This is a genomic window from Mycolicibacter acidiphilus (assembly GCF_018455725.1).
Classification (GTDB): Bacteria; Actinomycetota; Actinomycetes; order Mycobacteriales; family Mycobacteriaceae; genus Mycobacterium; species Mycobacterium acidiphilum.
Genome location: NZ_JAHCLR010000016.1, coordinates 42,913 through 68,882, shown reverse-complemented (window position 1 = coordinate 68,882; position 25,970 = coordinate 42,913). Strand labels below are relative to the sequence as shown.

Below are 25,970 nucleotides of genomic sequence, written 5' to 3'. Positions count from 1 at the left end.
TTCATCGTCACGTTCCTCGCGGGCGGCTTGACCGGTGTCATGCTGGCCAGCCCGCCGCTGGACTTCCACGTGTCCGACACCTACTTCCTGATCGCGCACTTCCACTACGTGCTGTTCGGGACGATCGTGTTCGCCACCTTCTCCGGCATCTACTTCTGGTTCCCGAAGATGACCGGGCGGTTGCTCGACGAGCGGCTGGGCAAGCTGCACTTCTGGCTGACGTTCGTCGGCTTCCACACCACGTTCCTGGTGCAGCACTGGCTGGGCAACATGGGCATGCCGCGGCGTTACGCCGACTACCTGCCCACCGACGGCTTCACGTCGTTCAACATCGTCTCGACTGTCGGGGCGTTCATCCTGGGCGCGTCGATGCTCGCCTTCACCTGGAACGTCTTCAAGAGCTGGCGCTACGGCGAGGTCGTCACCGTCGACGACCCGTGGGGCTACGGCAACTCCCTGGAGTGGGCCACCAGCTGCCCGCCGCCGCGGCACAACTTCACCGAACTGCCGCGGATCCGGTCGGAGCGTCCGGCGTTCGAGCTGCACTACCCGCACATGATCGACCGGCTGCGCGCTGAGGCACACGTCGGCCGGCACGGCGACGAGATCTACGAACCTTCTCCGGCCTGATGCGCCGGCGCGGGACGGCCGCTCGCAGGATCGGGCGGCCGTCGGGGGTGAGTACGGCTTGAGTTCGTCGAGGGTGCCGGTGTTGATCACCGTCACCGGCGCCGATCAGCCCGGAGTGACATCGACGCTGTTCGCGGTGCTGTCGCGGCATCAGGTGGAACTGCTCAACGTCGAACAGGTGGTGGTTCGCGGCCGGCTGACGCTGGGGGTACTGGTGTCGGCGGCGCCGGAGGTGGCCGACACGTCGGCGTTCCGCGCCGAGGTGGAAGCGGCCATTCACGGCGTCGGCTTGGACGTCACCGTCGAGCGCAGCGACGACGCGCCGATCATCGCCAAGCCGTCCACCCATCGGATCGTCGTGCTGGGCCGGCCGGTGGCCGCCACCGCACTGGGGGCGCTGGCCCGCGAGATCGCCGGAATCGGCGCCAACATCGACATGATCCGCGGGGTCTCGGACTACCCGGTCACCGGCCTGGAGCTGCGGATCTCGGTGCCCAACGGCGGCGCCGGCGCGCTGCAGTCCGCACTGAGCCGGGTCGCGTCCGAGCAGCGGGTCGACGTGGCGTTCCAGGACGCCAGCCTGTCCCGGCGCACCAAACGGCTGATCGTGTTCGACGTGGACTCGACGCTGGTGCAGGGCGAGGTCATCGAGATGCTGGCCGAGTACGCCGGCGCGGGGGAGGCGGTCGCGGCGATCACCGAGGCGGCGATGCGCGGTGAACTGGACTTCGCCGAGTCGCTGCACCAGCGGGTGGCGACGCTGGCCGGACTGCCCGCCACGGTGCTCGACGAGGTGGCCGGGCAGTTGCAGCTGACGCCGGGTGCGCGCACCACGCTGCGGACCCTGCACCGGCTCGGTTTCCGTTGCGGCGTGGTCTCCGGCGGCTTCAAGCGGGTGATCGCTCCGCTGGCCGAGGAGCTGAAACTGGACTTCGTTGCCGCCAACGAACTGGAGATCGTCGACGGCAAGCTCACCGGCCGGGTCACCGGGCCGATCATCGACCGGGCCGGCAAGGCCGTGGCGCTGCGCGAGTTCGCCGATCAGGTCGGCGTACCGATGGAGCAGACCGTCGCCGTCGGGGACGGCGCCAACGACATCGACATGCTGGCCGCCGCCGGGCTGGGGGTGGCGTTCAACGCCAAACCGGCGCTGCGCGAGGTGGCCGATGCCTCGCTGAGCTATCCCTACCTGGACACGGTGCTGTTCCTGCTCGGCGTCACCCGCGCCGAGATCGAGGCCGCCGACGCCGTCGACGGCGTGCTGCGCCGGGTGGCGATCCCGCCGGAGTAGCCCGCGCAGAACCGTTTCCGCGCATGCTCGCCCCGCGAGGTCGACGGGGGCCGCTGCGTCCCGGCGGGGCCGGTACGGCACGATGAGCGGGTGCCCGAAACCGGACGCCCCGAGCCCCCCGACGCAGCCGACCCCGACCTGCTGATCCAATTCGACGGGGTGTCACTGCGCCGCGACGGGCGAGACCTGGTGGGACCGTTGGACTGGGCGATCGAACTCGACGAGCGCTGGGTGGTCATCGGGCCCAACGGGGCCGGTAAGACGTCCCTGCTGCGGATCGCCGCGGCCACCGAGCACCCGTCGACCGGGGTCGCCTACGTGCTGGGTGAGCGGCTGGGCCGGGTCGACGCCAGCGAACTGCGCGCCCGGGTGGGACTGAGCTCCGCGGCGCTGGCGCAGCGGATACCGGGCGATGAAACGGTGCGTGACCTGGTGGTCTCGGCGGGGTACGCGGTGCTGGGCCGGTGGCGGGAACGCTACGACGAGGTCGACCACCACCGGGCGCTGGACATGCTCGAGAGTCTGGGCGCCGAGCATCTGGCCGACCGCAGCTACGGCACGTTGAGCGAGGGTGAACGCAAACGGGTGCTGATCGCCCGCGCGCTGATGACCGACCCGGAACTGCTGCTGCTCGACGAACCGGCGGCCGGGCTCGACCTCGGCGGCCGCGAGGAACTGGTGGCGCGCCTGGCGGATCTGGCCGCCGACCCCGACGCCCCGGCGATCGTGCTGGTCACCCACCACGTCGAGGAGATCCCACCCGGGTTCAGCCACTGCCTGCTGCTGTCGGAGGGCCGAGCCGTCGCCGCGGGCCTGCTGGCGGATGTGCTGACCGCGGAGAACCTGTCGGCGGCGTTCGGCCAGTCGATCGCCCTCGACGTCATCGACGGCCGCTACTTCGCCCGCCGGGTCCGCAGCCGCGCAGCCCACCGGAGGTCGTTGTGAAGAGGTCACTGTGAACACCCCGTTGACGCCGCGTCCCGCCGCGACGGTGATGCTGGTGCGCGACGGGCAGGCCGGCCTCGACGTGTTCCTGATGCGCCGGCACGCCGGCATGGAGTTCGCCGCCGGGGTGATGGTGTTTCCCGGCGGCGGCGTCGACGACCGGGACCGCAGCGCCGACATCGCCTGGTTCGGACCCGAACCCGCTTGGTGGGCACGGCAGTTCGGCATCGACACCGACCTGGCCGGGGCGCTGGTCTGCGCCGCGGTGCGGGAGACGTTCGAGGAGTCCGGGGTGCTGTTCGCCGGGCCCGTCGACGACTCGTCCCGGGTGGTCGCCGACGCATCGGTGTACTCCGACTCCCGACGTGCGCTCGCGGCCGACGAGCTGTCGTTCGCCGATTTCCTGCGTGCCGAGAATCTGGTGCTGCACGCCGACCTACTGCGGCCCTGGGCCAACTGGGTGACACCGGAGGCCGAGCGCACCCGCCGCTACGACACCTACTTCTTCGTCGCGGCCCTGCCGACCGGACAGCGCGCCGACGGGGAGAACACCGAATCCGATCGGGCCGGCTGGGAGACCCCGGAGGCCGCGATCGACGACTTCTCCGCCGGCCGCAGCTTCCTGCTGCCGCCGACCTGGACGCAACTGGACTCGCTGGCCGGGCGCAACGTCGCCGATGTGCTGGCGGTGGAACGTCAGATCTCGGTGGTGCAGCCGGAACTGGCCCGCCGCGGCGACAACTGGGAGATCGAATTCTTCGATTCCGAGCGGTACAACTCCGCGCGGGGGATGCGGTGGCCGACATGAGCGAGTTCGTCGGCGTCCACCTCGACGCCGCGCATCCCCGGGTCGCCACCCTGGCGCTGTCACGCCCGCCGAACAATGCGCTGACCCGCCAGTTCTGCCGGGAGATCGTAGCCGCCGCCGACGAGGTGTCGCGCCGCGACGACGTCGCCACCGTGATCGTGTACGGCGGGCATGAGATGTTCTGCGCCGGCGACGACGACGCCGAACTGCGCACGCTGGCCGCGGATGAGGTGGAGACGTTCACCCGGGCCCGGCACGCCGCGATCGAGGCGGTGGCGGGCATCGCCAAGCCGACGGTCGCCGCGGTCACCGGCTACGCGCTGGGCAGCGGTCTGGCGCTGGCGTTGGCCGCAGACTGGCTGGTCAGCGGTGACAACGTGCGATTCGGGGTCACCGAGATCCTCAGCGGCCGCATCCCGGATGCGGGCAGCCTGGCCCGGCTGACCGCCACCGTCGGGGCCGGTCGCGCCAAGGAACTGGCGTACAGCGGACGTTTCGTCGACGCCGAGGAGGCGCAGGCGCTGGGTCTGATCGACGCGATGGTCGGCCCCGACGGGGTGTACGAGGCGGCGCTCGCCTGGGCCGCGCGGTTCACCGATACCGCACCGGCGGCGCTGGCGGCGGTCAAGGCCGTGATCGACGGGGCACCAGCGCGGCGATAATCGACGATTTGTAGCTCGCTGTCAGCTAACGTCCAGGTACGCGGCGAAGCCCGCGACGCCGTCGACGTTAGGAAGACCGGCCATGCAGCGAATCGCCGCCCGCCTCCGGATCGGCGGCGCCGTCGGGGTCCTCACCGCCGCAGTGATCGCCGGGGCGCCGGTTGCTGCGCCACTGTCGGGCATCGCCCTGCCCGGCATCGAGCTCACCGCCGCCGACATGGTGCTCGACCTGGTGCGGCACGGGCAGTCGACCGATAACGCGAACGGCATCGTCGGCACCACGGCGCCCGGTGCGCCGCTCACCGCGCTCGGCGAGCAGCAGTCGATCACCGTCGGCGCGCAGCTGTACAACGGCGGTGACAACGACATCGACGCGATCTACGCCTCGGACTTCCTGCGCGCCCAGCAGACGGCGTGGCCGCTGGACCAACTGCTGGCGGGTGGCGGCGGCCACGACCCGATCCCGGGCGGCCCCACCCCGCTGCTCGACCCGAGTCAGATCCTGCCCGGCCTGGGCGAGATCAACGCCGGCTTCGCCAACGGCACCCCGGAACTCGTCGGCGGCCTGCCCTACATCCTGCCGATCCTCGCGTGGTCGCTGTTCGGGCAGCTGTGGGTGCCGATGCTGGGTTCGACGATCAACCCCAACGGAGTGGTGTTCGCAGACCGGTTCAACGATGCGATCCAGACGATGTACGACGCGGGCGGCACCACCGGCGGCATGCACGACGTGGCGTTCACCCACGGCGCGTCGATGCTCGCGTGGACGCTGATGACCGTCAAGAACCCCGACCTCTCGGTGATCCTGGCCGACCCGATGCTGCCCAACGCCGGCCAGGTCGTGGTGCAGGGCAATCCCACCGACGGCTGGACGCTGGTCAGCTGGGACGGCCACGACGTGCCGCAGACACCGGACCTGTTCACCGGGTTGTTCGTCGACTGGCGAGATCTGATCACCGCACCGCAGATCGCCGGCTGGCATGTGCTGGAGGCGCTGCAGGGCGGTGACCAGACCGTCATCGCCGCCGCGCTGCAAACCGGGTTCGACCAGGTCCTCGCGGCGGTTAACGCGTTCCCGCAGTCGGTGGTCGACACGATCAGCGGCGGGCTGGGGGCCTGACGGCACGCCGTGCCGAGTGGTGGCGCGGGCACCGCTCGGGCAGCCGTAGCTGAGAATTGGGCATTGCTCAGCGTGCGACGGACTGAGTAGTGTGAAGCGGATCACATCGTGATCTGTAGGGGGATTGCTATGCAGTCACTTATCAACCGTCCATTGACCGCCGCCGGAATCGCTCTGGTCGGCGTCGGCCTCGTCACCGTCACGCCGGTCACCGCGGCCGCGTCCGCCGCCGCACACCTGGTCGACATTCAGCTCACCGCCGAGGACATCACGCTCGACCTGGTGCGGCACGGGCAGTCGACCGACGACGTCAACAACATTCTCGGCACGACGCCGCCCGGTGCGCACCTCAGCGCACTGGGCGAAACGCAGGCCGCCGACGTCGCCGCCGCGATCCAGAAGGAGTTCCCGGACGGCATCGCCGGGATCTACGCCTCGGAGCTCGTCCGGACCCAGGAGACCGCGGCCGCGCTGGCGGGGTTGCCGGGGATGCCGAGCGTGACGGTGCTGCCGGATCTCAACGAGATCCCGGCCGGTCTGGTGGAGGGCCACCCGCGCGATCTGTTCACCGAAGCCTCGTTCTTCTTGCCGATGGCCTCGTGGATCCTCGGCAACGTCCTGGTCTCGGAGCCCGGCACCAGCTACAACGGGGTGGTCTTCAACGATCAGGTGAACAACGCCGTCGACACGATCTACAACAACACCATCGCGGGCAACGGTCCGATGACCGACGTGGCGTATTCCAGTGGCGGGGACATCGCCATCTGGACGCTGATGAACGTCAAGAACCCCGACATCTGGCCGATCATCCAGACCGTGCTCGCCAACGGTGGGCCGCCGCCGAACGCGGGCCAGGCCGTCCTCGAGGGCAACCCCACCGACGGCTGGACGATGGTCAGCTGGGACGGCATCAAGGTGCCGGCCACCCCGGACCTGTTCACCGGGCTGTTCGTCGACTTCCGCAACGTGATCGTCGCGCCGCAGATCGCGCTCTGGCACATCTGGGAAGCGATCCAGGGCGGCGACCAGACGGACATCTCCAACGCAATCCACACCGGCTTCAACCAGGTCGTCGCCGCGCTGCAGCAGTTCCCGCAGTCGGTGATCGACACGATCACCCAGGCGACGGCCGACAGCACCGGCGGCGCCGGCGGTGCGGCCGCCGAGTCGCTCGGCGACGTGATCGGTTCACTGCCGGCCTGAGCGGCACGGGCGCTGATCCGGCCGACCTGACCAGCCGATAGGCTGACCGACCATGACGAGTATCGACCCGGCGCCGAACCCGCACGCGACCGCTGAGCAGGTGGAAGCCGCCCGGCACGACACCAAGCTCGCCCAGGTGCTGTACCACGACTGGGAAGCCGAGAGCTACGACGAGAAGTGGTCGATCTCCTACGACCAGCGCTGCATCGACTACGCCCGCGGCCGCTTCGACGCGATCGTGCCCGCCGCCGACCGCGAGAAACTGCCCTACGGGCGTGCCCTGGAGTTGGGCTGCGGCACCGGGTTCTTCCTGCTCAACCTGATGCAGGACGGGGTCGCCGAACGCGGCTCGGTCACCGACCTGTCGCCGGGCATGGTCAAGGTCGCCACCCGCAACGGCAAGGCGCTGGGTCTGGACGTCGACGGCCGGGTCGCCGACGCCGAGGGCATCCCCTACGAGGACGACACCTTCGACCTGGTCGTCGGGCACGCGGTGCTGCACCACATTCCCGACGTGGAACTGTCGCTGCGCGAGGTGGTCCGGGTGCTCAAGCCGGGCGGGCGGTTTATCTTCGCCGGCGAGCCGACCACCGTCGGCAACTTCTACGCCCGCCGGCTGGCCGACCTGACCTGGAAGACCACGGTCGCCGCGATGAAGCTGCCCGGCATGGGCAGCTGGCGCCGGCCGCAGGAGGAGCTCGACGAGAACTCGCGCGCCGCGGCGCTGGAGTGGATCGTCGACCTGCACACCTTCGAACCGGCCGACCTGGAGCGCATGGCGACCTCCGCCGGTGCCGTGCAGGTGGCCACCGCCAGCGAGGAATTCACCGCCGCGATGCTGGGCTGGCCGGTGCGGACCTTCGAGTCGACCGTGCCGCCCGGGAAGCTCGGCTGGAACTGGGCCAAGTTCGCGTTCGGCGGCTGGACCGCACTGAGCTGGCTGGACAACAACCTCTGGCGCCACCTGGTGCCCAAGGGCTGGTTCTACAACGTGATGGTCACCGGGGTTAAACCGTCCTAGATTTCCGTCCCGACGACGTCGGCTACCTGAGTTCGGCGGCCGGCGCCGCCGATCTGGCCGAGGTCGCCACGTTCGCGCTGACCGACGCCACCCGGGTCGCCGACGTCACCGCGCTGCGCACCCGGTTCGGAGATCGGGTGCCGGCACTGGTGGAGACCACCCTGCTGCGCCGCCGCGCCGCCGCCAAACTGGGTGAGTCGGCGGCGGAGCACTGGCTGTTCACCGATGATGCGCTGCAGCAGGCCAGTGCCGCGCCGGTGGCCCGGCACCGGGCGCAGCGGATCGCGACGGCCGCCCCGGGCGCCGCCGTGCACGACGTGACCTGTTCGATCGGCACCGAATGCGTCGCACTGTCCGAGGTGATGGCGCCGGTGCTGGGCAGCGACATCGACCCGATCCGGCTGGCGATGGCCCGACACAACCTGGGGGAGCGTGCGGGACTGGTCCGCGCCGATGCCCTGCACCCGGTCAGCCGTGACACCGTGGTGGTCGCCGATCCGGGACGGCGCAGCGGCGGCCGGCGCCGGTTCGACCCCGCCGATTACCAGCCCGCGCTGGATCGGCTGCTCGACGTCTACCTCGACCGCGACCTTGTCGTGAAGTGCGCTCCCGGAATCGATTTCGACCAGATCGGACGGCTCGGCTTTCACGGCGAGATCGAACTGACCTCCTGGCGCGGCTCGGTCCGGGAGGCCTGCCTGTGGTCGCCGCGGCTCACCGAACCGGGGGTGCGCCGACGGGCGGTGATCCTGGACCGCGACGAACAGCTCACCGATGCCGACCCGGACGACTGCGACGTGGCCCCCGTCGGACGCTGGATCGTCGACCCCGACGGTGCCGTGGTGCGGGCCGGACTGGTCCGGCACTACGCCGCCCGGTACGGGCTGTGGCAACTGGACCCCGATATCGCCTACCTGTCCGGGGACACCCTGCCGGTCGGTGTGCGTGGTTTCGAGGTGCTCGAACAGCTGCCCTACAGCGAGAAGCGGCTGCGGCAGGCGCTGGTCGCCGCCGACTGCGGGGCGTGCGAGATCCTGGTCCGGGGCGTCAACGCCGACCCCGATGTGCTGCGACGACGGCTGCGGTTGCGGGGGAGCGCGTCGCTGTCGGTCGTGCTGACCCGGATCGGGACCGCGGCGGCCGCTCGGGCGATTGCGTTCGTCTGCCGTCCATCGCACTGAGCCGCCCGGTATTGTTGTCGACTTCACGACGATTCCAGCTTGCTGCGGCAAGGCGAGACAAAGCGAGACATTCCGACGATGCGCATTCTGGTGGCTGCCCTGCTGGCGGGCGGGACGGTAGGCGGCTGGTTGGGTGCACCGGCCACGAACGCGGCGTCGCCGTGCGCGGAGATGGGCGGGACGCTGGAAGCCGGTCAGCTCTGCCACGTGCGCACCGCCAACGCCAACTACACCCTGGACATGCGGTTCCCGGTCGACTACCCGGACCAGCCGACGCTGACGGCGTACCTGGTGCAGAACCGCGACGGGTTCCTGGCGGTGGCGAAATCACCGGGACCGCACGACATGCCCTACGAAATGGACGCCACCTCCGAGCAGCACCGGTCCGGTCAGGGCGCCAAGGGCACCCAGAGCGTCGTGCTCAAGATCTTCCAGGACCTCGGCGGCCCGCAGCCGTCCACCTGGTATCAGGCGTTCAACTACGACCTGACGACCCGCAAGCCGATCACCTTCGACACCCTGTTCGCCCCGAACAGCAAGCCGCTGGACGCCATCTTCCCGATCGTGCAGCGTGAGCTCGAACGTCAGACGAACGTGCCGGCATTTCTGATCTCCTCTGGCTCCGGCCTCGACCCGGAGCACTACCAGAACTTCGCGATCACCAACGACGACGTGATCTTCTACTTCGCCCCGGGGGAGCTGCTGCCGGCCAGCGCCGGCGCCACCTCGGTGAAGGTGCCGCGTACCGCGATCCCGCCGCTGGCGCTGTAACCGTTACTTCCTGCCGCGCGACCGTGCAGAGTTGACCGGCCCCACCTGCGGTTTCGCCGGTGAGTTGTGCACGGTCGCGCGGGGGAGGATCAGGCCGGCGCGAAGCTGTAGACCTGGCCGGCGCTGGTGGCGACCACCACCCGGCGGTCCCGGCCCACCGAGACGCCCAGCGGGAAGCCGTCGGATTCGGGCAGCGGGTAGCTGTTGATGGTGTGGCCGTCGGCGGGGTCGAACACCAGCAGCGACAGCCCGGCGGGGCCGAGGCTGGTCCCGGAGCTCACGGTGTAGCCGACGCCGCCGGCCGCCAGGCTCGATGACGACAGCGGGGTGACGTCGTCGCGCCGCCACACCTGCTCGGCGTGGTCGCCGCGGTCGGCGAACGCGACCAGTTGGGTGTCCGGGCCGCCGCCGGCGACGATCAGCCCGTCCGGCGTCACCGCCGGCGGTGTCTGCGCCAGGAATTTCAGCGGCACCGACCATTTCGCCGTGCCGTCGGCGGAGTTCAGCGCCCAGAGCCGCTGGTCCCGGCCGTTGACGTAGACCGTCGCGCCGTCGGCGGAGAGCACCGGGCTGGCCAGCACCCCGGCAGCGACCTCGTCGCTGGCCCACTCCTGGGTGAGCATCGGCGTCCCGTCCGGCCGGTACTTCAGCCCCACCAGGCCGGCTGCTTTGGCGCCGGGCTGCCACAGGCTCACCACCACGGTGCGGCTGGCCGGTGAGTAGGCCGGAGCGGCGGCGACCGGGCAGTCGGGGCGCGCACCGGCGCAGTCGGCCAGGCCGCGTTTGAAATCGGTCGGGTCGACGCCGTCGACCAGGTCGAGCGGGGTGCCGACCACCGTGCCGCGGTGGGCGTCGAACACCAGCACCTGCCCCAGATGCGTCACGACCAGCACGCGGTCGTCGCCGAGGATCCGCGGCGTCGACGGCATTCCGATCACCGGCGCGCGCCAGCGGATCCACTGGGTGGGCGGAAACGACAGCATGGCCCCGGGCTGACCGATGTAGACGTTGTCGAAACCGTCGATCAGCGGGCCGAAGAACCCGCCGCCCTGGTACAGCCGGGTACACCAGCGCTGCCGGCCGTGGTCGGCGTTCTCCCACTGCATCAGCGAGCAGCCGGCCTCGGTCTGTCCGTTGAGCACCAGCCAGCCGCGCAGCCCCACCGCCGGCCCAGCCCCCAGCTCGCCCTTGACCGACCGGGTCCAGTCCAGTTGCAGGTCGCGGGCGCCGGTGGTGGGCGTGTAGCTGCTGTTGGCGGCGTCGGCGTACTGGGCGGACCAGCCCGGCGCCGGTGCGGCCTGCACCCACGAGTCGGTGTTGCCGCAGCCGCCGAGGACGAGGATCGCCGCCAGCGCGGCCGCGCCGAGTCGCCACCGGGACGCCGCGACGTGTCGCCTCTGGAGCACAGTGGTAGCCCTCAAGCCTTCTCCCTTGAATGAGTCCAGGTGAGGGTAGCGCGTGACGGAAAATCGTTCGCGTAGGCTTTGCGGCCATGACGACCATGTGGGGTGCGCCGATCCACAAGCGCTGGCGGGGATCACGGCTGCGCGACCCACGCCAGGCCCGCTTCCTCACCGCCGCTTCGCTGAAGTGGGTGCTGGCCAACCGCGCGTACACCCCCTGGTACCTGGTGCGCTACTGGCGGTTGCTGAAGTTCAAGCTGACCAACCCGCACATCATCACCCGCGGCATGGTGTTCCTCGGCAAGGACGTCGAGATCCACGCCACCCCGGAACTGGCCCAGATGGAGATCGGCCGCTGGGTGCACATCGGCGACAAGAACACCATCCGGGCGCACGAGGGTTCGCTGCGGTTCGGCGACAAGGTGGTGCTGGGCCGCGACAACGTCATCAACTGCTACCTCGACATCGAGCTCGGGGATTCGGCGCTGATGGCCGACTGGTGCTACGTCTGCGACTTCGACCACAAGATGGACGACATCACCGTGCCGATCAAGGACCAGGGCATCATCAAGGGCCCGGTCCGCATCGGACCCGACACCTGGATCGCGACCAAGGTCACCGTGCTGCGCGGCACCAGCGTCGGCCGCGGCAGTGTGCTGGGCGCGCACGCGGTGGTGCGCGGGGTGATCCCGGACTACTCGATCGCGGTGGGCGCTCCGGCCAAGGTCGTCAAGAACCGCAAGCTGGCCTGGGAGACCTCGGCCGCCGAGCGCGCCGAACTGGCCGCCGCGCTGGCCGACATCGAACGCAAGAAGGCGGCCCGCTAAGCGAGTGCGGGCAGCACTTCCTCGCCCAGCAGTCGCAGACTCTCCCAGCCGTCGTCGAGCGGCAGTCCGCCGACCAATGGGTGCAGCGTCACCTCCCGGCGACCGGCGCGGCACTGCTCGATCAGCTGCTCGGGGGTGAGCACCTCCACGCTGCCCAGCCGGCGCAGCTCATCGACGGTGCTGACGGGGGATTCGTTGGGGCGCGGCACATCTGGGACCGTCCAGGCGCTGTACTCGACGGCTTCGTTGAGGAAATAGGGCCCGCACCGGTCCCAGGCGGCAGCCGGATCGGTGCTCAAGTGCGTCACCGTGTTGCCGTTCTCCGGTGCGAACACGAACCCGCCGCCGGCGCCCTTGGCGAACTCCGCGTGGTAGACGGCCTCAGCCTCCGGCATCCGCACCGGCGGTGCGAACGGCAGCCCGAACCGGGCGGCCCGCCGGGCGGCGGCGACGCTCATCCCACCGATCAGGATCAGCGGGTGCGGTTTGGTGCGGGGCTTGGGTGTCACATCGATCAGTTGGCCTCGGTGTTCGAACGGCTCGTCACCCCACGCCTGCAGCAGCACCCGCAGGCAGTCGTCCATCAGCTTCCCGCGCCGCCGGAAATCCTTGCCGACCGCGGCGTATTCCTCTGGGCGGTAACCGATCCCGGCGACGAAACTGAATCGCCCGCCCGAGATGTTGTCGAGCACGGCGATGTCCTCCGCAAGGCGCACCGGGTCGTAGAGCGGGACCAGCAGAGCGTTGACGCTGATCCGGGTTCTGCGGGTGCGTCCGGCGACGGCGGCGGCCAGCAGCAGCGGCGACGGCAGCCAGCCGGTGGCCGCCAGGTGGTGCTCCTCGCAGCTGATCGCGGTGACGCCGTGCTCGTCGGCGTAGGCGGCCATGTCCAGGGCGGCCCGATAGCGTTCGCCGTGGTCGGCGGCCGGGTCGGGCACGCCGGTCATGTTCAGCCGCAGCGCGGTCAGCATCGCTTTTACCGGTCGGGCAGGGCGTGCTCGACGATCGGCCGGCGCGGCTGCGGTTCGCGCTCCCGGCGTTTGGCCGCCAGATACACCTGGGCGGTCTCCTCGGCGACGTTGTCCCAGTCGAAGTCCGCCGACAACCGTTCCCGGGCGGCCACCGCGCGCTGCTGGGCGGCCGCCGGATCGGCCAGCACCGTGCAGACCGTCTCCGCCAGCGCGGGCACGTCGCGCGGCGGGCAGCACAGTCCGGTCTCGCCGTGGATCACCGCCTCGCCGAGGCCGCCGACGTTCGACGTCACCAGCGGGGTGCCGGCGGCGGCGGCTTCCAGCGCCGCCAGCCCAAACGGTTCGTAGTGGCTGGGCAGTACCGCGGCGTCGGCGGAGTGCAGCAGGTCCAGCAGTTCCGCGTGGTCGACGCGGCCGACGAACCGGGTCGCCTTGAGCACCCGGTGTTTGCGGGCGATCTCGGTCAGCCACTCCAACTGGGTGCCGTCGCCGGCGATGGTCAAGGTGGTGCCGGGGTAGTCCTGACGGATGCGCGGCAGCGCCGCGATCGCCTCCTGCACGCCCTTCTCATATTCCAGCCGCCCCACATACAGCAGCTCCGGCGCCCCGGTGCGCTGCGTCCGCTCAGCGAAAGGCCAACGGGTGACATCGATTCCATTGCGGATCACGGTGTTGTCGACCAGTTCGGGGCCGAACAGCTCGGTGATCTCGTCGGTCATCGACGCCGAACAGGTGATCAGCGAGTCCGACTCCTGGACCAGCCAGGACTCGACCGCGTGCACCTGACGGCTGAGTCGGCCGGACACCCAGCCGGAATGCCGGCCGGCCTCGGTGGCGTGGATCGTGGAGACCAGTGGCACGTCGTGGAATTCGGCCAGCGCGATGGCCGGGTGCGCCACCAGCCAGTCGTGGGCGTGAATCAGATCCGGTCGCCAAAGACGCTGCCCGCCATCGGTTTTCAGTGACAACCCGGCGCGGACCATGGCGTGACCCATCGCCAGCGTCCAGGCCATCATGTCGTCGCCGAAGTTGAATTCATGCGGGTCCTGCGCCGCGGCGACGACGCGCACGCCCTCACTGACCTCATCCGACGACGGGTGGGTGTAGGGGTCGGTGTCGGACGGCCGGCGGGCCAGCACCACCACCTCGTGACCGGCTGCGGCCAGTGCGGTGGACAGGTGATGCACGTGCCGGCCCAGGCCGCCGATCACGACCGGCGGGTACTCCCACGACACCATCAGGATCTTCATGTGCAGGCTCCCGACGGGTGCGACCCGGAGGCGCCGCAGAGGTGCGGGGAAGCGCAGATCCGAGTACGGGTGCGGCGTGCCGGCCGGGTGTCGGCACGCTCGCGGAACAAGGGGGTCACCGTGGCAGCCTACGGGCATCCAGTGCGCCGAACACACCGTCGGCGCGGTTCCAGCCCTCGGCCAGCCGCTCGGCGGCCTCCCGGCGGCCCCCCAGCGACGCCGTGAGCGCGTCGGCGATCTCGAGGGTGGCGTGCGCGTGCAGATGCGCGCGGTGGCGGGCGTAACCGGCGGCGGAGTCCTTGCTGACCATGAACGGCCAGTCGCTGGAGACCGTCAGCAGCGCCTCCCGCAGGAGCTGGTCGGCGACCCGGTCGCGGGGTAGCGGACCACGGCCCGCCTGGCCGAACGCCTTGTCCACGGCGCTCAGCGCGGTGTCGACGACGGAGGTGTTGAGTGCGACCAGGTCGGCGACCTGCTCGCCGGACCACACCTGCCAGTCCTTGCCCGACCCCCAGGAGCTCGGCGGCAAGTCGACGGCTTCGCCGACGAACCCGGCGTCGATCGCCTGCGCCAGCGTCCCGACTCGCACCCCGGCCTCCGGCAGTGCCCGCAGCACCCGCGCCAGCCAGGTCGGCCCCTCGTACCACCAGTGCCCGAACAGTTCGGTGTCGAACGCCGCGACCACGTGCGCGGGCCGGCCGATCCGCTCGGATTCGGAGGCCAGCCGATCGCGGACCACCTCGACGAAGTCGGCCACGTGGGTGTCGATCGCGGCGTCGGCGCGCGCCGGGTCATAGGGCGCCTTGTCCGCCGGTTCGACGGTGCGGCCGGTGACCCGGGACGGCTTCAGCCCGGTGCGATGGTCGTAGGTGTGGAAGTCCCGGTAGGCGGCGTGCCCCGGGTAGCCCGACTTCGGCGACCACACCCGATAGCTGACCTGCAGGTCACGGCCGAAGGCGACGACGTCGGAGTCGCCGACCGGGCGACCCAGCGCGGTGTCCCCGTGCAGCGACGGCCCGTCGACCATGAAGTGCGTTATCCCGGCAGCGGCGTAGTCGCGTTCCAGCCCCGGCGCGTAGGCGCACTCCGGCGCCCAGATTCCCGACGGGGTGTGCGCCAGCCGCGCCCGGGCGTCGGACAGCCCCTCGCGCAGCGCGAACTCACGCAGCCGCGGGTTCAGCAGCGGCTGGAACGGGTGCGCCAGCGGGCCGCCGAGCAACTCCACGGTGTCGGCGGCCACCAGCTCGCGCAGCAGCGGGCTGGCGCCGTGCCGCCAGTCGACGGCGAACTCGTCGAGGGCCTGCTCGGCGGCGGTGCACTCCCGAATCCCGAAGTCGCGCAGGTCGGGCAGCGTACTGGCCTGCAGCGCGCGCAGCCGCCAGTTCGCCAGCCAGTGCTCCATGCCGTCCAGGCAGTACGGGTCATCGAGTTGGGCGGCGACCACCGGGGTGACGCCCAGCGTCAGCAGCCCGCGCCGGCCCTCGCCGGCCAGCTCCCGCAGCTCCCGCAGCAGCGGCAGGTACGACGCCGACCAGGACTGGTACAGCCACTCCTCGCCGACCGGCCAGCGGCCGTGGTGGGCCAGCCACGGCAGGTGGGTGTGCAGCACCAGGGTGAACATCCCCGGCGCCGCGCCGCTGGATGGACGTGAGGTCACCGCCGCACCGCGATCGCGACCAGGTCCAGGCTGTCATCAATGGGGTGGGTGGCCTCGGTGGCCGCCACGATGTCGAAGTCCGCGGTGGCCACCGCCGCGACGTCGCGGACCAGTTCCTCGGGCCACGGTGCGTCGGCCAGCGCGCGTTCGATCTGGGCGTCGATGATCGACCCGCCGTGCCGGGCGTCCATTTCGCGCAGTGTCGGTCCGTGAAACACCCCGTGCATGCCGTCCATCGCGAAGCCGCCGTCGATCAGCAGCTCGGTCAGCTCGTCGGCGTTGAGCTCACGGGTGTGGAACGGGTTGATCGGGGTGTCGCGGCCGGGGGAGAACGTGATCCGGTTCGGGGTGGAGATCATCAGCACGCCGCCCGGGCGCAGCACCCGGTGGCATTCGGCGATGAATTGTGCCTGATCCCAGAGATGTTCGATCACCTGGAAGTTCACCACCACGTCCACCGACGCGTCCGGTAGCGGCAGGTCGGCGAGATTGCCCTGCACCACTTCCACCCGCGGGTAGCGGGCCCGCACGTGGGCGACCGCGGAATCGTCGTAGTCCACCCCGGTCACCTTCGCCGCCACACCGGCGATCAGATCGGCGCCGTAACCCTCACCGAACCCGGCCTCCAGCACCTCGAGGCCGGCGCAGCGCGGCGCCAGCCACTCGTAGACCACCTCGTGCCGGCGGAACCAGTAGTTCTCGACGTCGAGGCCGGGGATGGTGCGTTCCCCGGTGAGTGGCAGGGCGTCATCGGCGGGGGTGGGGGTGTTCGTGGGTTTCATCGCACAGGCAGGCTAACGCGAAGCACGGGGTGCGCGAACCGGCTACCCCGCAGCGGCCATATCACGACCCGCTACGCTGTAACCGCAAACCGCGCTAAGTTACCCACGAGTAACGCCTTGCGCGGTGGCGCGAATCGCGACCCAGTCCTGTGGCCCGTCGTCGCAGGACCCCTTCGAGGAGGACGAACCACACTCATGACGAACATCGTGGTCCTGATCAAACAGGTCCCTGACACCTGGTCGGAGCGCAAGCTCACCGACGGTGACTTCACGCTGGACCGTGAGGCCGCCGACGCCGTACTCGACGAGATCAACGAGCGTGCCGTGGAAGAGGCGCTGCTGATCAAGGAGAAGAACGGCGGCGAGGTGACCGTGCTGACCGCCGGCCCCGAGCGCGCCACCGAGGCGATCCGCAAGGCGCTGTCGATGGGGGCCGACAAGGCCGTGCACATCCTCGACGACGGCATGAAGGGCTCCGACCTGGTGCAGACCGGCTGGGCGCTGGCCCGGGCGCTGGGCGCCATCGAGGGCACCGAACTGGTCATCGCCGGCAACGAGTCCACCGACGGCGTCGGCGGCGCGGTGCCGGCCGTCATCGCCGAGTACCTGGGCCTGCCGCAGCTGACCCACGTGCGCAAGCTGACCGTCGACGGTGACAAGGTCACCGCCGAGCGCGAGACCGACGAGGGCGTGTTCGCGCTGGAGGCGACGCTGCCGGCGATCGTGAGCGTCAACGAGAAGATCAACGAGCCGCGCTTCCCGTCCTTCAAGGGCATCATGGCCGCGAAGAAGAAGGAAGTTCAGGTGCTCACCCTGGCCGAGATCGGTGTCGAGGCCGACGAGGTCGGTGTCGCCAACGCCGGCTCCAAGGTGACCGCGTCGACCCCGAAGCCGCCGAAGACGGCCGGTGAGAAGGTGGCCGACGAAGGCGACGGCGGCACCAAGATCGCCGACTACCTGGTTGCCCAGAAGCTCATCTAGCGACATCCGGACTCAAAGGGAATACGAACATGGCTGAAGTACTGGTGCTCGTTGAGCACGCTGATGGGGCGATCAAAAAGGTCAGCTCCGAACTGATCACCGCCGCCCGGGTCCTCGGTGAGCCGTCCGCGGTCGTCGTCGGTGCCCCCGGCACCGCCGCTCCGCTGGTCGACGGGCTGAAGGAGGCCGGCGCCGCGAAGATCTACGTCGCCGAGTCCGACACGGTGGCCAACACCCTGATCACCCCGTACGTCGACGTGCTGGCCGCGCTCGCCGAGTCGGCCACCCCGGCCGCGGTGCTGATCGCCGCCAACGCCGACGGCAAGGAGATCGCCGGCCGGCTGGCCGCGCGCATCGGGTCGGGCCTGCTGGTCGACGCCGTCGAGGTCAAGGCCGGCGGCAAGGTCGTCCACTCGATCTTCGGTGGCGCGTTCACCGTCGACGCCGAGGCCACCGGTGACACCCCGGTGATCACCGTGCGGGCCGGTTCGGTCGAGCCTGCCCCGGCCGCCGGCGCGGGCGAGCAGGTCACCGTCGAGGTGCCCGCCGCCGCCGAGAACGCCACCAAGATCACCTCGCGGGAGCCGGCCGTCGCCGGTGACCGGCCGGAGCTGACCGAGGCGGCCGTGGTCGTGGCCGGTGGCCGCGGCGTCGGCAGCGCGGAGAGCTTCAAGGTGGTCGAGGACCTGGCCGACTCGCTCGGTGCGGCCGTCGGCGCCTCGCGTGCCGCGGTGGACTCGGGCTACTACCCGGGCCAGTTCCAGATCGGTCAGACCGGCAAGACCGTGTCGCCGCAGCTGTACATCGCACTGGGTATCTCCGGCGCGATCCAGCACCGGGCCGGCATGCAGACCTCGAAGACCATCGTGGTGGTCAACAAGGACGAGGAAGCGCCGATCTTCGAGATCGCCGACTACGGCATCGTGGGCGACCTGTTCAAGGTGGCGCCGCAGCTGACCGACGCGATCAAGGCCCGCAAGGGTTAATCTCCGCCCACTCCCTCTGCGCGAGCAGACGCTTAGGCCCCCATTTCGACGCCGGAATGGGGGCTTTCGCGTCTGCTCGGCAGATAGGGAAACCGTCACCCAGCGTGCATCGGCGTGTCACCCGGCGATTGCCTTGCGGCAGCGTTGCCGCGTCACCGTGGCGCTTGTGAGCAACGGTTCCGTCCTCATCGCCGCCGACCCGACACCCACCTCTCCCGTTTCCGGGACCGACACCCCGCGCTACTCGCTGCTGCTGTCCACCGACCCCGCCATGATCGAGGCCGCCCAGCGGCTGCGCTACGAGGTGTTCAGCACCGAACCCGGCTTCGCCCTGACCGACACCGCCGACGGGCGACCCGGCATCGACGCCGACCGCTTCGACGAGCACTGCGAGCACCTGCTGGTCCGCGACGACACCAGCGGCGCGCTGGTCGGCTGCTACCGGATGCTGCCACCGACCGGCGCGATCACCGCCGGGGGGCTTTACGCCGCAACGGAATTCGACGTCTCCCCACTGGACCCGCTGCGGCCGTCACTGGTCGAGATGGGCCGTGCGGTGGTCCGGCCCGGGCACCGCAACGGCGCGGTCGTGCTGCTGATGTGGGCCGGAATCCTGGCCTACCTGGACCGGCGGGGCTACGACTTCGTCACCGGCTGCGTCTCGGTCCCGGTGGCCGGCGACGGTGCGCCCGGCAGCCAGATCCGCGGTGTGCGGGACTTCGTGCGCCGCCGGCACGCCTCGCCCTATCAGCTGACGCCGCACCGGCCGGTGGTGCTCGACGGGCGCGGGCTCGACGACATCGCGGCGCCGGCCCGCCCGGCGCTGCCGCCGCTGCTGCGCGGCTACCTGCGTCTCGGCGCGAAGATCTGCGGCGAACCGGCACACGACCCGGCGTTCGGGGTGGCCGACTTCCCGGCGCTGCTGTCCCGGCGTGAAGCCGACGTCCGCTACCTGCACCGGCTGCGGTCGGTGGCCCAGGCCGCGGAACTGGGCGCCGACGCCCCGGCATGACCCACGCCTGGTTCCCGGCGCCGGTCTGCACCACGGACTGTGTGCACGCCGGTGTGCGGCGCGCGTCGCCCGCGGTGGTGGCGCTGCGAATCGCCGCGGTGGTGCTGGTGGCGCCACTGCTTCCCCTGCTGGGGGTGCCGCTGCCGGGCCGGCCACGGATCCAGCGCGGCTGCTGCCGACTGGTGCTGCGCTGCTTCGGCGTTCGGGTCAGCACCGTCGACGGACCGATCCGTAACCTGTCCGGGGTGCTGGTGGTCAGCGGACACGTGTCCTGGCTGGACGTCTTCGTGATCGGGGCGCTGTCGCCGGGGTCGTTCGTGGCGCGGGCCGACCTGATCCGCTGGCCGGTGCTGGGACTGCTGGCCCGGCTGATGCGGATCATCCCGATCGACCGGTACAGCCTGCGCGGGCTGCCGACCGTGGTCGACGCCGTCGCCGCCCGGCTGCGCGCCGGTGCGACCGTGGTGGCCTTCCCGGAGGGCACCACCTGGTGTGGGCGGGCGCGCGGGGTGTTCCACCCCGCGCTGTTCCAGGCCGCCGTGGATGCGGCCCGGCCGGTGCAGCCACTGCGGATCGACTACCGCGATGGCGAGGATGCGCCGTCGACGCTGCCCGCCTTCGTCGGCGACGACACGCTGCTCGCCTCGATCGGCAGGCTGCTGACCGCGCGGCGCACCGTGGCCCGGGTACAGGTCGGGCCCCTGCAACTGCCCGGCGCCGACCGGCGGGAGCTGGCCCGGCGCTGTCAGGCCGCGGTGGGCCACTATGGACGGCGTGGGCAGTCAGCGCGAACGGATGCTGAACGGGGAGCCGTATCGGGGTGGTGACCCCGACCTGGTCGCCGACCGTCTGGCCTGCCAGCGGCAGCTGGCGGTGTTCAACGCCACCGGCGCCGACGAGGAGAGCCGACGGCACCAGCTGCTGGGCGAGCTGCTCGGGTCACTGGGGGAGGGGTCGCAGATCCTGCCGCGGTTCGCCTGCGACTACGGCACCCAGATCGCCATCGGCGCGCACTGTTTCATCAACTACGACGCGATCCTGCTGGACTGCGCACCGATCCGCATCGGGGACCACGTGCAGATCGGCCCCCGCGTGCAACTGCTCACCGCGCTGCACCCGGTCGACGACCACGACGCCCGGCGGCAGGGCTGGGAGTCGGCGGCGCCGATCGTGATCGGGGACAACGTGTGGCTGGGTGCCGGAGTCATCGTCTGCCCCGGTGTCACCATCGGCGACGACGCGGTGGTCGGCGCCGGCAGCGTGGTGACCCGGGACGTACCGGCGGCGGTGCTGGCCGCCGGCAACCCGTGCCGGGTGATCCGGGCCACCGGTAGTAATCGGCCCAGGTAGAAGCGCCTGGGCGGGCCGGTATCCTGGTCGGGTCATGGTCTACCTGGATCACGCCGCCACCACCCCGATGTACCCCGAGGCCATCGAGGCGATGAGTGCTGTCATGGGCACCGTCGGCAACGCGTCCTCCCTGCACACCGCCGGCCGCACCGCGCGGCGCCGCATGGAGGAGTCCCGCGAATCCATCGCTGCCGAACTGGGGGCACGGCCCTCGGAGGTGATCTTCACCGGCGGCGGCACCGACGGCGACAATCTGGCGCTGAAGGGCATCTACTGGGCGCGCCGGGATGCCGACCCGCGCCGCCGCCGCATCATCACCACCGAGGTCGAGCATCACGCCGTGTTGGACTCGGTGACCTGGCTGGCCAAGCATGAGGGCGCCGAGGTGGCCTATCTGCCGACCGGGGCCGACGGGTCGGTGTCGCCGGAGGCGCTGCGCGCCGCACTGGCCGACACCGATGACGTCGCACTGGTGTCGGTGATGTGGGCGAACAACGAGGTCGGCACCGTCATGCCAATCACCGAACTGGCCGCGGTGGCAAGTGAATTCGGTGTGCCGATGCACTCCGACGCGGTGCAGGCGGTCGGACAGTTGCCGGTGGACTTCGCCACCAGCGGGCTGTCGGCGATGAGTCTGACCGGCCACAAGTTCGGCGGTCCGTGCGGGGCGGGCGCCCTGCTGGTGCGCCGCGACGTGACCGTGGTCCCGCTGTCGCACGGCGGCGGTCAGGAGCGTGACATCCGTTCCGGCACACCCGATGTGGCCGGCGCGGTCGGCATGGCGGCGGCCCTGCGGATCGCCGTCGGCACCCTGGCGACCACCGCCGACCGACTGACGGGGTTGCGGGACCGGCTGATCGACGGGGTGCTCGCCACCATCGACGACACCTGGGTCAACGGCTCACGCGCGCACCGGCTGCCGGGTAACGCGCATTTCACTTTTTCCGGTTGTGAAGGGGATTCCCTGCTGATGTTGTTGGATGCCAATGGAATCGAGTGTTCTACCGGTTCCGCCTGTACCGCCGGGGTGGCCCGGCCGTCGCACGTGCTGATGGCAATGGGCGCCGACTCGGTCGTCGCCCGCGGATCGCTGCGACTGTCGCTGGGGCACACCAGTTCCGACGACGACGTCGACGCTGCGCTGGCGGTGCTGCCCGGCGCGGTGGCGCGGGCCCGGCAGGCGATGCTGGCCTCAATGGCGGGAGCGGGGGTGTCGAAGTGAAGGTGGTCGCCGCGATGAGCGGCGGGGTGGACTCCTCGGTGGCTGCGGCGCGCATGGTCGACGCCGGGCACGACGTCGTCGGCGTGCACCTGGCGCTGTCGCAGAACCCGGGCACGCTGCGCACCGGCTCGCGCGGGTGCTGCTCCAAGGAGGACTCCGACGACGCCCGGCGGGTCGCCGACGTGCTCGGTATCCCGTTCTACGTCTGGGATTTCTCCGAGCAGTTCAAGACCGACGTCATCGACAACTTCGTCGAGGCCTACGCGCGTGGCGAGACCCCGAACCCGTGCATCACCTGCAACGAGAAGATCAAGTTCTCCGCGGTGGCCGCTCGGGCGCTGGCGCTCGGCTTCGACATGGTCGCCACCGGGCACTACGCCCGGCTGGTGGACGGTCGGCTGCGCCGCGCGGTCGACGCCGACAAAGATCAGTCCTACGTGCTGGCGGTGCTCACCGCCGAGCAGTTGAGCCACGCGGCGTTCCCGATCGGGGACACCCCGAAGACACAGATCCGCGCCGAGGCCGCCGAGCGCGGCCTGGCGGTGGCGAAAAAGCCGGACAGCCATGACATCTGCTTCATCCCCACCGGGGACACCCGGGCGTTCCTCGGCGGCAAGATCGGGGTGCGCCCCGGTGCGGTCGTCGACGCCAGCGGCGCCAAGCTCGCCGAACACGAAGGCGTGCACGGCTTCACGATCGGCCAGCGCAAGGGCCTGGGCATCGCCGGGCCGGGTGCGGACGGCAAACCCCGCTACGTCACCGGTATCGATGCCGCCACCTCCACGGTCACCGTCGGCTCCATCGCCGACCTGAACGTGCAGGTGCTGACCGGCCGCACACCGGTGTTCACCTCCGGCACGCCGTTCACCGGCCCGCTGGAGTGCAAGGTGCAGGTGCGCGCCCACGGTGGGATCGCCCCGGCGGTCGCGGAGGTCGTCGACGGCGAACTCCGGGTGCGGGTGCTCGAACCGCTCAAGGGGGTGGCGCGCGGCCAGACCATGGCCTGCTACCGCGTCGACCCCGACGGTGACGAGGTGGTCGCCAGCGCCACCATCGCCGCCACCGGGGCCTGATCGCGGCCCACCTCGTCATGGGCATGGACCCGATTTTTGGCTAAAGATATGGCTATAATCTCGGCATGCGTTCCGTACCGCTGGGTGAGGCCAAGAACACGCTCTCTGCGCTCGTCGACGACGCCGAATCGACGCACGACATCATCACGATCACCAAGCATGGTCGTCCCGCTGCTGTGCTCATGTCCGCTGACGACCTCGAATCGCTGCAGGAGACTGTTTACTGGCTCTCTCAGCCCGGAATCCTCTCCGACTTAGCGCAAGCGGAGCGTGAGTACGCCGAGGGTTCGACCACCAGTGGCGATGAACTGCGAGACCAATTCGGACTGCCGCCACGATGACGGCGCATGAGGGTCCATATCGCATCGAAGTTGATGGATCCGCGCGCCGCGACCTTGAACGACTCCCGCACAAGATAGCTGCGGCCATGGTGGAGTTCATCACCGGTGCCCTCGCCGACAACCCGCACCGCCTCAGCAAACCTCTGCGCGCTGAACTGGCGTCCTACCGTAGTGCCCGACGCGGTGATTACCGGGTCGTGTTCCGCATCGACGATGCTCGGCGGGTAGTGCTTGTCGGCGGCATCAAACACCGCGCCCACGCCTACCGTCGTCGGACTTAACCCGGCATGCCGGCCACCAGGTTGGTCATCACCAGGCCCGGCACCGACTCGGCGAACCCGCAGGCGGTGACCTCCAGCAGCACCGCGGACCGGACCCGGTATTCGGTGGCGCACCGGCCGGACCGGGACCGCAACGACTCCGCGTCGGCGCTCCATTCGCCGACCACGGTCGCACCGGCCGGGCTGTCGGCGCAGCCGGCGACGGTGCCGACCAGGGCGTCGAACGTGTGCTGTGCGGTGTCGGCGTCGCGGTAGGCCGCGGCGGCCTCCGAGATCAGCGCTGACTGCGGCGGGTACTGGAACGTCGTCTTGTGGAATTCGCTGAACGCGGTGCCGAACACCGCGGTCTCGGCGTAGCTGAACCGGCATTCGGCCGGCACCGTGCCGGCCAGCGGATCGACGTCGACCGGGGTCCGGGTGTCCATCGTCGGGATGATCGTCAGCTGGTCGTCCGCCCCGGTCAGTGCGCGCATCCGCACCGGCCCCAGCATGATCCGGGTGACGTCGATGCCGTCCGGCGGCAGCGGTCCGGGCTTCTGGGTGTTCGGTAGCTCCGCCCCGCCGCCGATCAGCCGGGTGCAGCCGACCAGGGTCACGGCCAGCGCGCACAACGCCGTCGACCGCGGTGCTTTCACCCGTCGAAGGCTAGCCCGATACGGTTGCCGGGTGAGTGTTTTCGCCACCGGCACCGGGATCGGTTCCTGGCCGGGTACGACGGCGCGGTCGGCGGCCGAGGTGGTGGTGGGTGAACTGGGCGGCACGCTGGCGCACCTGGTGGAACTGCCGGCCCGCGGGGTCGGGGCCGACCTGATCGGGCGAGCCGGTGCGCTGCTGGTGGATCTGGCCATCGACACCACCACCCGCGGCTACCGGCTGGCGGCACGGCCCGGGGCGGTCACCCGGCGCGCGATCAGCCTGCTCGGTGAGGACACCGACGCCTTCGAGGAGGCCTGGGAGAAGGCCGGCCTGCGTGGCAGCGGCCACCCGGTGAAGGTGCAGGCCCCCGGGCCGGTGACGCTGGCCGCGGAGCTGGAGCTGGCCAACGGCCACCGGGTGCTCACCGATCCCGGTGCGGTCCGGGATCTCGCGGCATCGTTGGCTGAGGGGCTCGCCGCGCACCGCGCCGACCTGGCCCGGCGGTTGGACACCGAGGTCGTGGTGCAGTTCGACGAACCGTCGCTGCCGGCCGCGGTTGCCGGGCGGCTGGCGGGGGTGACCGCGCTGTCCCCGGTGCCCGCGGTGGAGGAGTCGCTGGCCACCGAACTGCTCGACGGCTGCGCGGCCGGGGCGGGCGGTGCGGTGCTGGTGCACAGTTGCGCCGGCGCGATCCCGTGGAAGGTGTTGCAGCGCAGCAGCATCAACGCCGTAGCCGTGGATGCCGCGCTGCTGGACGACGCGGGTTACGACGGGATCGCTGAATTCATCGACTCCGGCCGCACCGCCGTGCTCGGGCTGCTCGCATCAACCGCGCCGCCGCGCAAGCGGTCGATGGAGGAGATCGCGCAGGCCGCGGCCGCGTTCACCGACCGGATCGGGTTCCCCCGTTCGGTGCTGGGGGAGCGGATCGGGATCAGCCCGGCCTGCGGGCTGGCCCGCGCCACGCCGGAGTGGGCGCGCACCGCGATCTCGCTGTCCCGCCGGATCGCCGAGGCGCTCACCGCCGACCCGGCGGCTATCTGAACACCGTCTGACACTGCCCGTATCGAGTGCATTGAATTAAGCCGAACGGACGACAGACGATATGTCTGAAGGTCGGTAAATTGGCGACAATGTCAACGGTACGCAGAGCGGGTGAGGTCATGAAACGGAATTTCGCGTGCATGTCAGCAATTGGTATCGGTGCCGCACTGGCGATTGTCGGCGCCGGCGTTGCGGATGCGTCCGAAGGCGGCATCACCCCTGATGTCGGTGGCAAAATCTCACACACATGGGTCAAGGTCGGTCGCGTCGAACTGAACCAGAAGGGCGCCCAGGCGGCCTGCCTCGGCTACTGGGGGTGTGATGGTTTGATTTCCGAATTGAATATGCAGAAAGGTCGCAACCCCAAAGCCAATGGATATTGGGCCGAGAAATACTACAACGTGAAGAATTTTGAAACGATCAGGCTTCGCTCTGGAACTTGGTGATGGGCTGGGTGGTGTCTGTACCCGGAGACGACGAGCCCGGGTCGTCGACACCGGCCTTCCGGCAAGTCGTCGACGG

Annotated in this window: 27 protein-coding genes and 1 pseudogene; 22 read left to right on the top strand and 6 right to left on the bottom strand. The window is 70.3% G+C overall.

The window, feature by feature from the left end; translation table 11 throughout:
* The 10 genes and pseudogenes from KIH27_RS10430 to KIH27_RS10385 all read left to right on the top strand — a co-directional run.
* Positions 1–630, top strand: a 630-nt coding sequence (locus KIH27_RS10430) for a cytochrome c oxidase subunit I (RefSeq protein ID WP_214092872.1), incomplete at its 5' end; no start/stop codon positions are given.
* Positions 631–688: 58 nt separating this feature from the next.
* On the top strand, positions 689–1,921 hold the full coding sequence (serB, locus tag KIH27_RS10425) for a phosphoserine phosphatase SerB (RefSeq protein ID WP_214092871.1): 1,233 nt from the start codon (positions 689–691) through the stop codon (positions 1,919–1,921).
* A gap of 90 nt (positions 1,922–2,011) precedes the next feature.
* Positions 2,012–2,866 carry an ABC transporter ATP-binding protein gene (locus KIH27_RS10420; protein WP_214092870.1) on the top strand — a complete coding sequence of 285 codons (855 nt, stop codon included), beginning with the start codon at positions 2,012–2,014 and terminating at the stop codon, positions 2,864–2,866.
* Between the two features lie 49 nt (positions 2,867–2,915).
* On the top strand, positions 2,916–3,674 hold the full coding sequence (locus tag KIH27_RS10415; protein WP_214092881.1) for an NUDIX hydrolase: 759 nt from the start codon (positions 2,916–2,918) through the stop codon (positions 3,672–3,674).
* Positions 3,671–4,336, top strand: a complete 666-nt coding sequence (locus KIH27_RS10410) for an enoyl-CoA hydratase (RefSeq protein ID WP_214092869.1) — start codon at positions 3,671–3,673, stop codon at positions 4,334–4,336. The genes KIH27_RS10415 and KIH27_RS10410 overlap by 4 nt, the downstream gene beginning before the upstream one ends.
* Before the next feature lie 82 nt (positions 4,337–4,418).
* The gene (locus KIH27_RS10405; protein ID WP_214092868.1) at positions 4,419–5,456 is read left to right on the top strand and encodes a histidine phosphatase family protein; all 1,038 of its coding nucleotides are present in this window, start codon (positions 4,419–4,421) and stop codon (positions 5,454–5,456) included.
* Positions 5,457–5,585: 129 nt separating this feature from the next.
* Entirely contained in the window at positions 5,586–6,659 is a 1,074-nt protein-coding gene (locus KIH27_RS10400) for a histidine phosphatase family protein (protein ID WP_214092867.1), read from the top strand.
* 52 nt (positions 6,660–6,711) lie between these two features.
* A complete protein-coding gene (locus tag KIH27_RS10395) occupies positions 6,712–7,680 on the top strand; it encodes a class I SAM-dependent methyltransferase (protein ID WP_214092866.1) in 969 nt (322 codons plus the stop codon).
* A gap of 2 nt (positions 7,681–7,682) precedes the next feature.
* A pseudogene (locus KIH27_RS10390) lies at positions 7,683–8,861 on the top strand (class I SAM-dependent methyltransferase); the annotation flags it as partial.
* A 78-nt stretch (positions 8,862–8,939) separates the two neighbouring features.
* Entirely contained in the window at positions 8,940–9,632 is a 693-nt protein-coding gene (locus KIH27_RS10385; RefSeq protein ID WP_214092865.1) for an esterase, read from the top strand.
* Between the two features lie 89 nt (positions 9,633–9,721).
* Here KIH27_RS10385 and KIH27_RS10380 read toward each other — a convergent pair whose 3' ends face one another.
* Positions 9,722–10,984 carry an outer membrane protein assembly factor BamB family protein gene (locus KIH27_RS10380; protein WP_250149917.1) on the bottom strand — a complete coding sequence of 421 codons (1,263 nt, stop codon included), beginning with the start codon at positions 10,982–10,984 and terminating at the stop codon, positions 9,722–9,724.
* A 140-nt stretch (positions 10,985–11,124) separates the two neighbouring features.
* On the opposite strand from KIH27_RS10380, the gene KIH27_RS10375 reads away from it, so the two are divergent.
* Complete coding sequence (locus tag KIH27_RS10375; RefSeq protein WP_214092863.1) at positions 11,125–11,862, top strand: acyltransferase; 738 nt, start codon at positions 11,125–11,127, stop codon at positions 11,860–11,862.
* Here the strand turns inward: KIH27_RS10375 and KIH27_RS10370 are convergent.
* The 4 genes from KIH27_RS10370 to KIH27_RS10355 form a co-directional block, all read right to left on the bottom strand.
* Entirely contained in the window at positions 11,859–12,833 is a 975-nt protein-coding gene (locus KIH27_RS10370; RefSeq protein WP_250149908.1) for an LLM class flavin-dependent oxidoreductase, read from the bottom strand. The genes KIH27_RS10375 and KIH27_RS10370 overlap by 4 nt on opposite strands.
* A gap of 5 nt (positions 12,834–12,838) precedes the next feature.
* Positions 12,839–14,083, bottom strand: a complete 1,245-nt coding sequence (locus KIH27_RS10365; protein WP_214092862.1) for a glycosyltransferase family 4 protein — start codon at positions 14,081–14,083, stop codon at positions 12,839–12,841.
* Positions 14,084–14,198: 115 nt separating this feature from the next.
* The gene (locus tag KIH27_RS10360; RefSeq protein WP_214092878.1) at positions 14,199–15,704 is read right to left on the bottom strand and encodes a 1,4-alpha-glucan branching protein domain-containing protein; all 1,506 of its coding nucleotides are present in this window, start codon (positions 15,702–15,704) and stop codon (positions 14,199–14,201) included.
* Positions 15,705–15,736: 32 nt separating this feature from the next.
* Positions 15,737–16,522 (bottom strand): class I SAM-dependent methyltransferase, encoded by a 786-nt coding sequence (locus tag KIH27_RS10355; protein ID WP_214092861.1) that lies wholly within the window; start codon positions 16,520–16,522, stop codon positions 15,737–15,739.
* A 195-nt stretch (positions 16,523–16,717) separates the two neighbouring features.
* Between KIH27_RS10355 and KIH27_RS10350 the strand changes: the two genes are divergently transcribed.
* The 9 genes from KIH27_RS10350 to KIH27_RS10310 all read left to right on the top strand — a co-directional run bounded on the left by KIH27_RS10350 (position 16,718) and on the right by KIH27_RS10310 (position 23,768).
* Positions 16,718–17,503 (top strand): electron transfer flavoprotein subunit beta/FixA family protein, encoded by a 786-nt coding sequence (locus tag KIH27_RS10350; protein WP_214092860.1) that lies wholly within the window; start codon positions 16,718–16,720, stop codon positions 17,501–17,503.
* A gap of 29 nt (positions 17,504–17,532) precedes the next feature.
* Entirely contained in the window at positions 17,533–18,489 is a 957-nt protein-coding gene (locus tag KIH27_RS10345; RefSeq protein WP_214092859.1) for an electron transfer flavoprotein subunit alpha/FixB family protein, read from the top strand.
* A 166-nt stretch (positions 18,490–18,655) separates the two neighbouring features.
* A complete protein-coding gene (locus KIH27_RS10340) occupies positions 18,656–19,501 on the top strand; it encodes a GNAT family N-acetyltransferase (RefSeq protein ID WP_214092858.1) in 846 nt (281 codons plus the stop codon).
* A complete protein-coding gene (locus tag KIH27_RS10335; RefSeq protein WP_214092857.1) occupies positions 19,498–20,328 on the top strand; it encodes a lysophospholipid acyltransferase family protein in 831 nt (276 codons plus the stop codon). Before KIH27_RS10340 ends, KIH27_RS10335 begins: the two co-directional genes overlap by 4 nt.
* Positions 20,276–20,851 carry a sugar O-acetyltransferase gene (locus tag KIH27_RS10330; RefSeq protein ID WP_307856839.1) on the top strand — a complete coding sequence of 192 codons (576 nt, stop codon included), beginning with the start codon at positions 20,276–20,278 and terminating at the stop codon, positions 20,849–20,851. Before KIH27_RS10335 ends, KIH27_RS10330 begins: the two co-directional genes overlap by 53 nt.
* Positions 20,852–20,885: 34 nt before the next feature.
* Complete coding sequence (locus tag KIH27_RS10325) at positions 20,886–22,073, top strand: cysteine desulfurase family protein (RefSeq protein ID WP_214092856.1); 1,188 nt, start codon at positions 20,886–20,888, stop codon at positions 22,071–22,073.
* The gene (gene mnmA, locus KIH27_RS10320) at positions 22,070–23,146 is read left to right on the top strand and encodes a tRNA 2-thiouridine(34) synthase MnmA (protein WP_214092855.1); all 1,077 of its coding nucleotides are present in this window, start codon (positions 22,070–22,072) and stop codon (positions 23,144–23,146) included. The genes KIH27_RS10325 and mnmA overlap by 4 nt, the downstream gene beginning before the upstream one ends.
* Before the next feature lie 65 nt (positions 23,147–23,211).
* Positions 23,212–23,487, top strand: a complete 276-nt coding sequence (locus tag KIH27_RS10315; protein WP_214092854.1) for a type II toxin-antitoxin system Phd/YefM family antitoxin — start codon at positions 23,212–23,214, stop codon at positions 23,485–23,487.
* Entirely contained in the window at positions 23,484–23,768 is a 285-nt protein-coding gene (locus tag KIH27_RS10310) for a type II toxin-antitoxin system RelE family toxin (protein WP_214092853.1), read from the top strand. Before KIH27_RS10315 ends, KIH27_RS10310 begins: the two co-directional genes overlap by 4 nt.
* Here KIH27_RS10310 and KIH27_RS10305 read toward each other — a convergent pair.
* Positions 23,765–24,403, bottom strand: coding sequence for a sensor domain-containing protein (locus KIH27_RS10305; RefSeq protein ID WP_214092852.1), 639 nt, complete (start codon positions 24,401–24,403; stop codon positions 23,765–23,767). The genes KIH27_RS10310 and KIH27_RS10305 overlap by 4 nt on opposite strands.
* Before the next feature lie 31 nt (positions 24,404–24,434).
* On the opposite strand from KIH27_RS10305, the gene KIH27_RS10300 reads away from it, so the two are divergent.
* The gene (locus tag KIH27_RS10300) at positions 24,435–25,448 is read left to right on the top strand and encodes a uroporphyrinogen decarboxylase/cobalamine-independent methonine synthase family protein (protein ID WP_214092851.1); all 1,014 of its coding nucleotides are present in this window, start codon (positions 24,435–24,437) and stop codon (positions 25,446–25,448) included.
* Between the two features lie 119 nt (positions 25,449–25,567).
* Complete coding sequence (locus KIH27_RS10295; protein WP_214092850.1) at positions 25,568–25,894, top strand: hypothetical protein; 327 nt, start codon at positions 25,568–25,570, stop codon at positions 25,892–25,894.
* Positions 25,895–25,970: the final 76 nt, after the last annotated feature.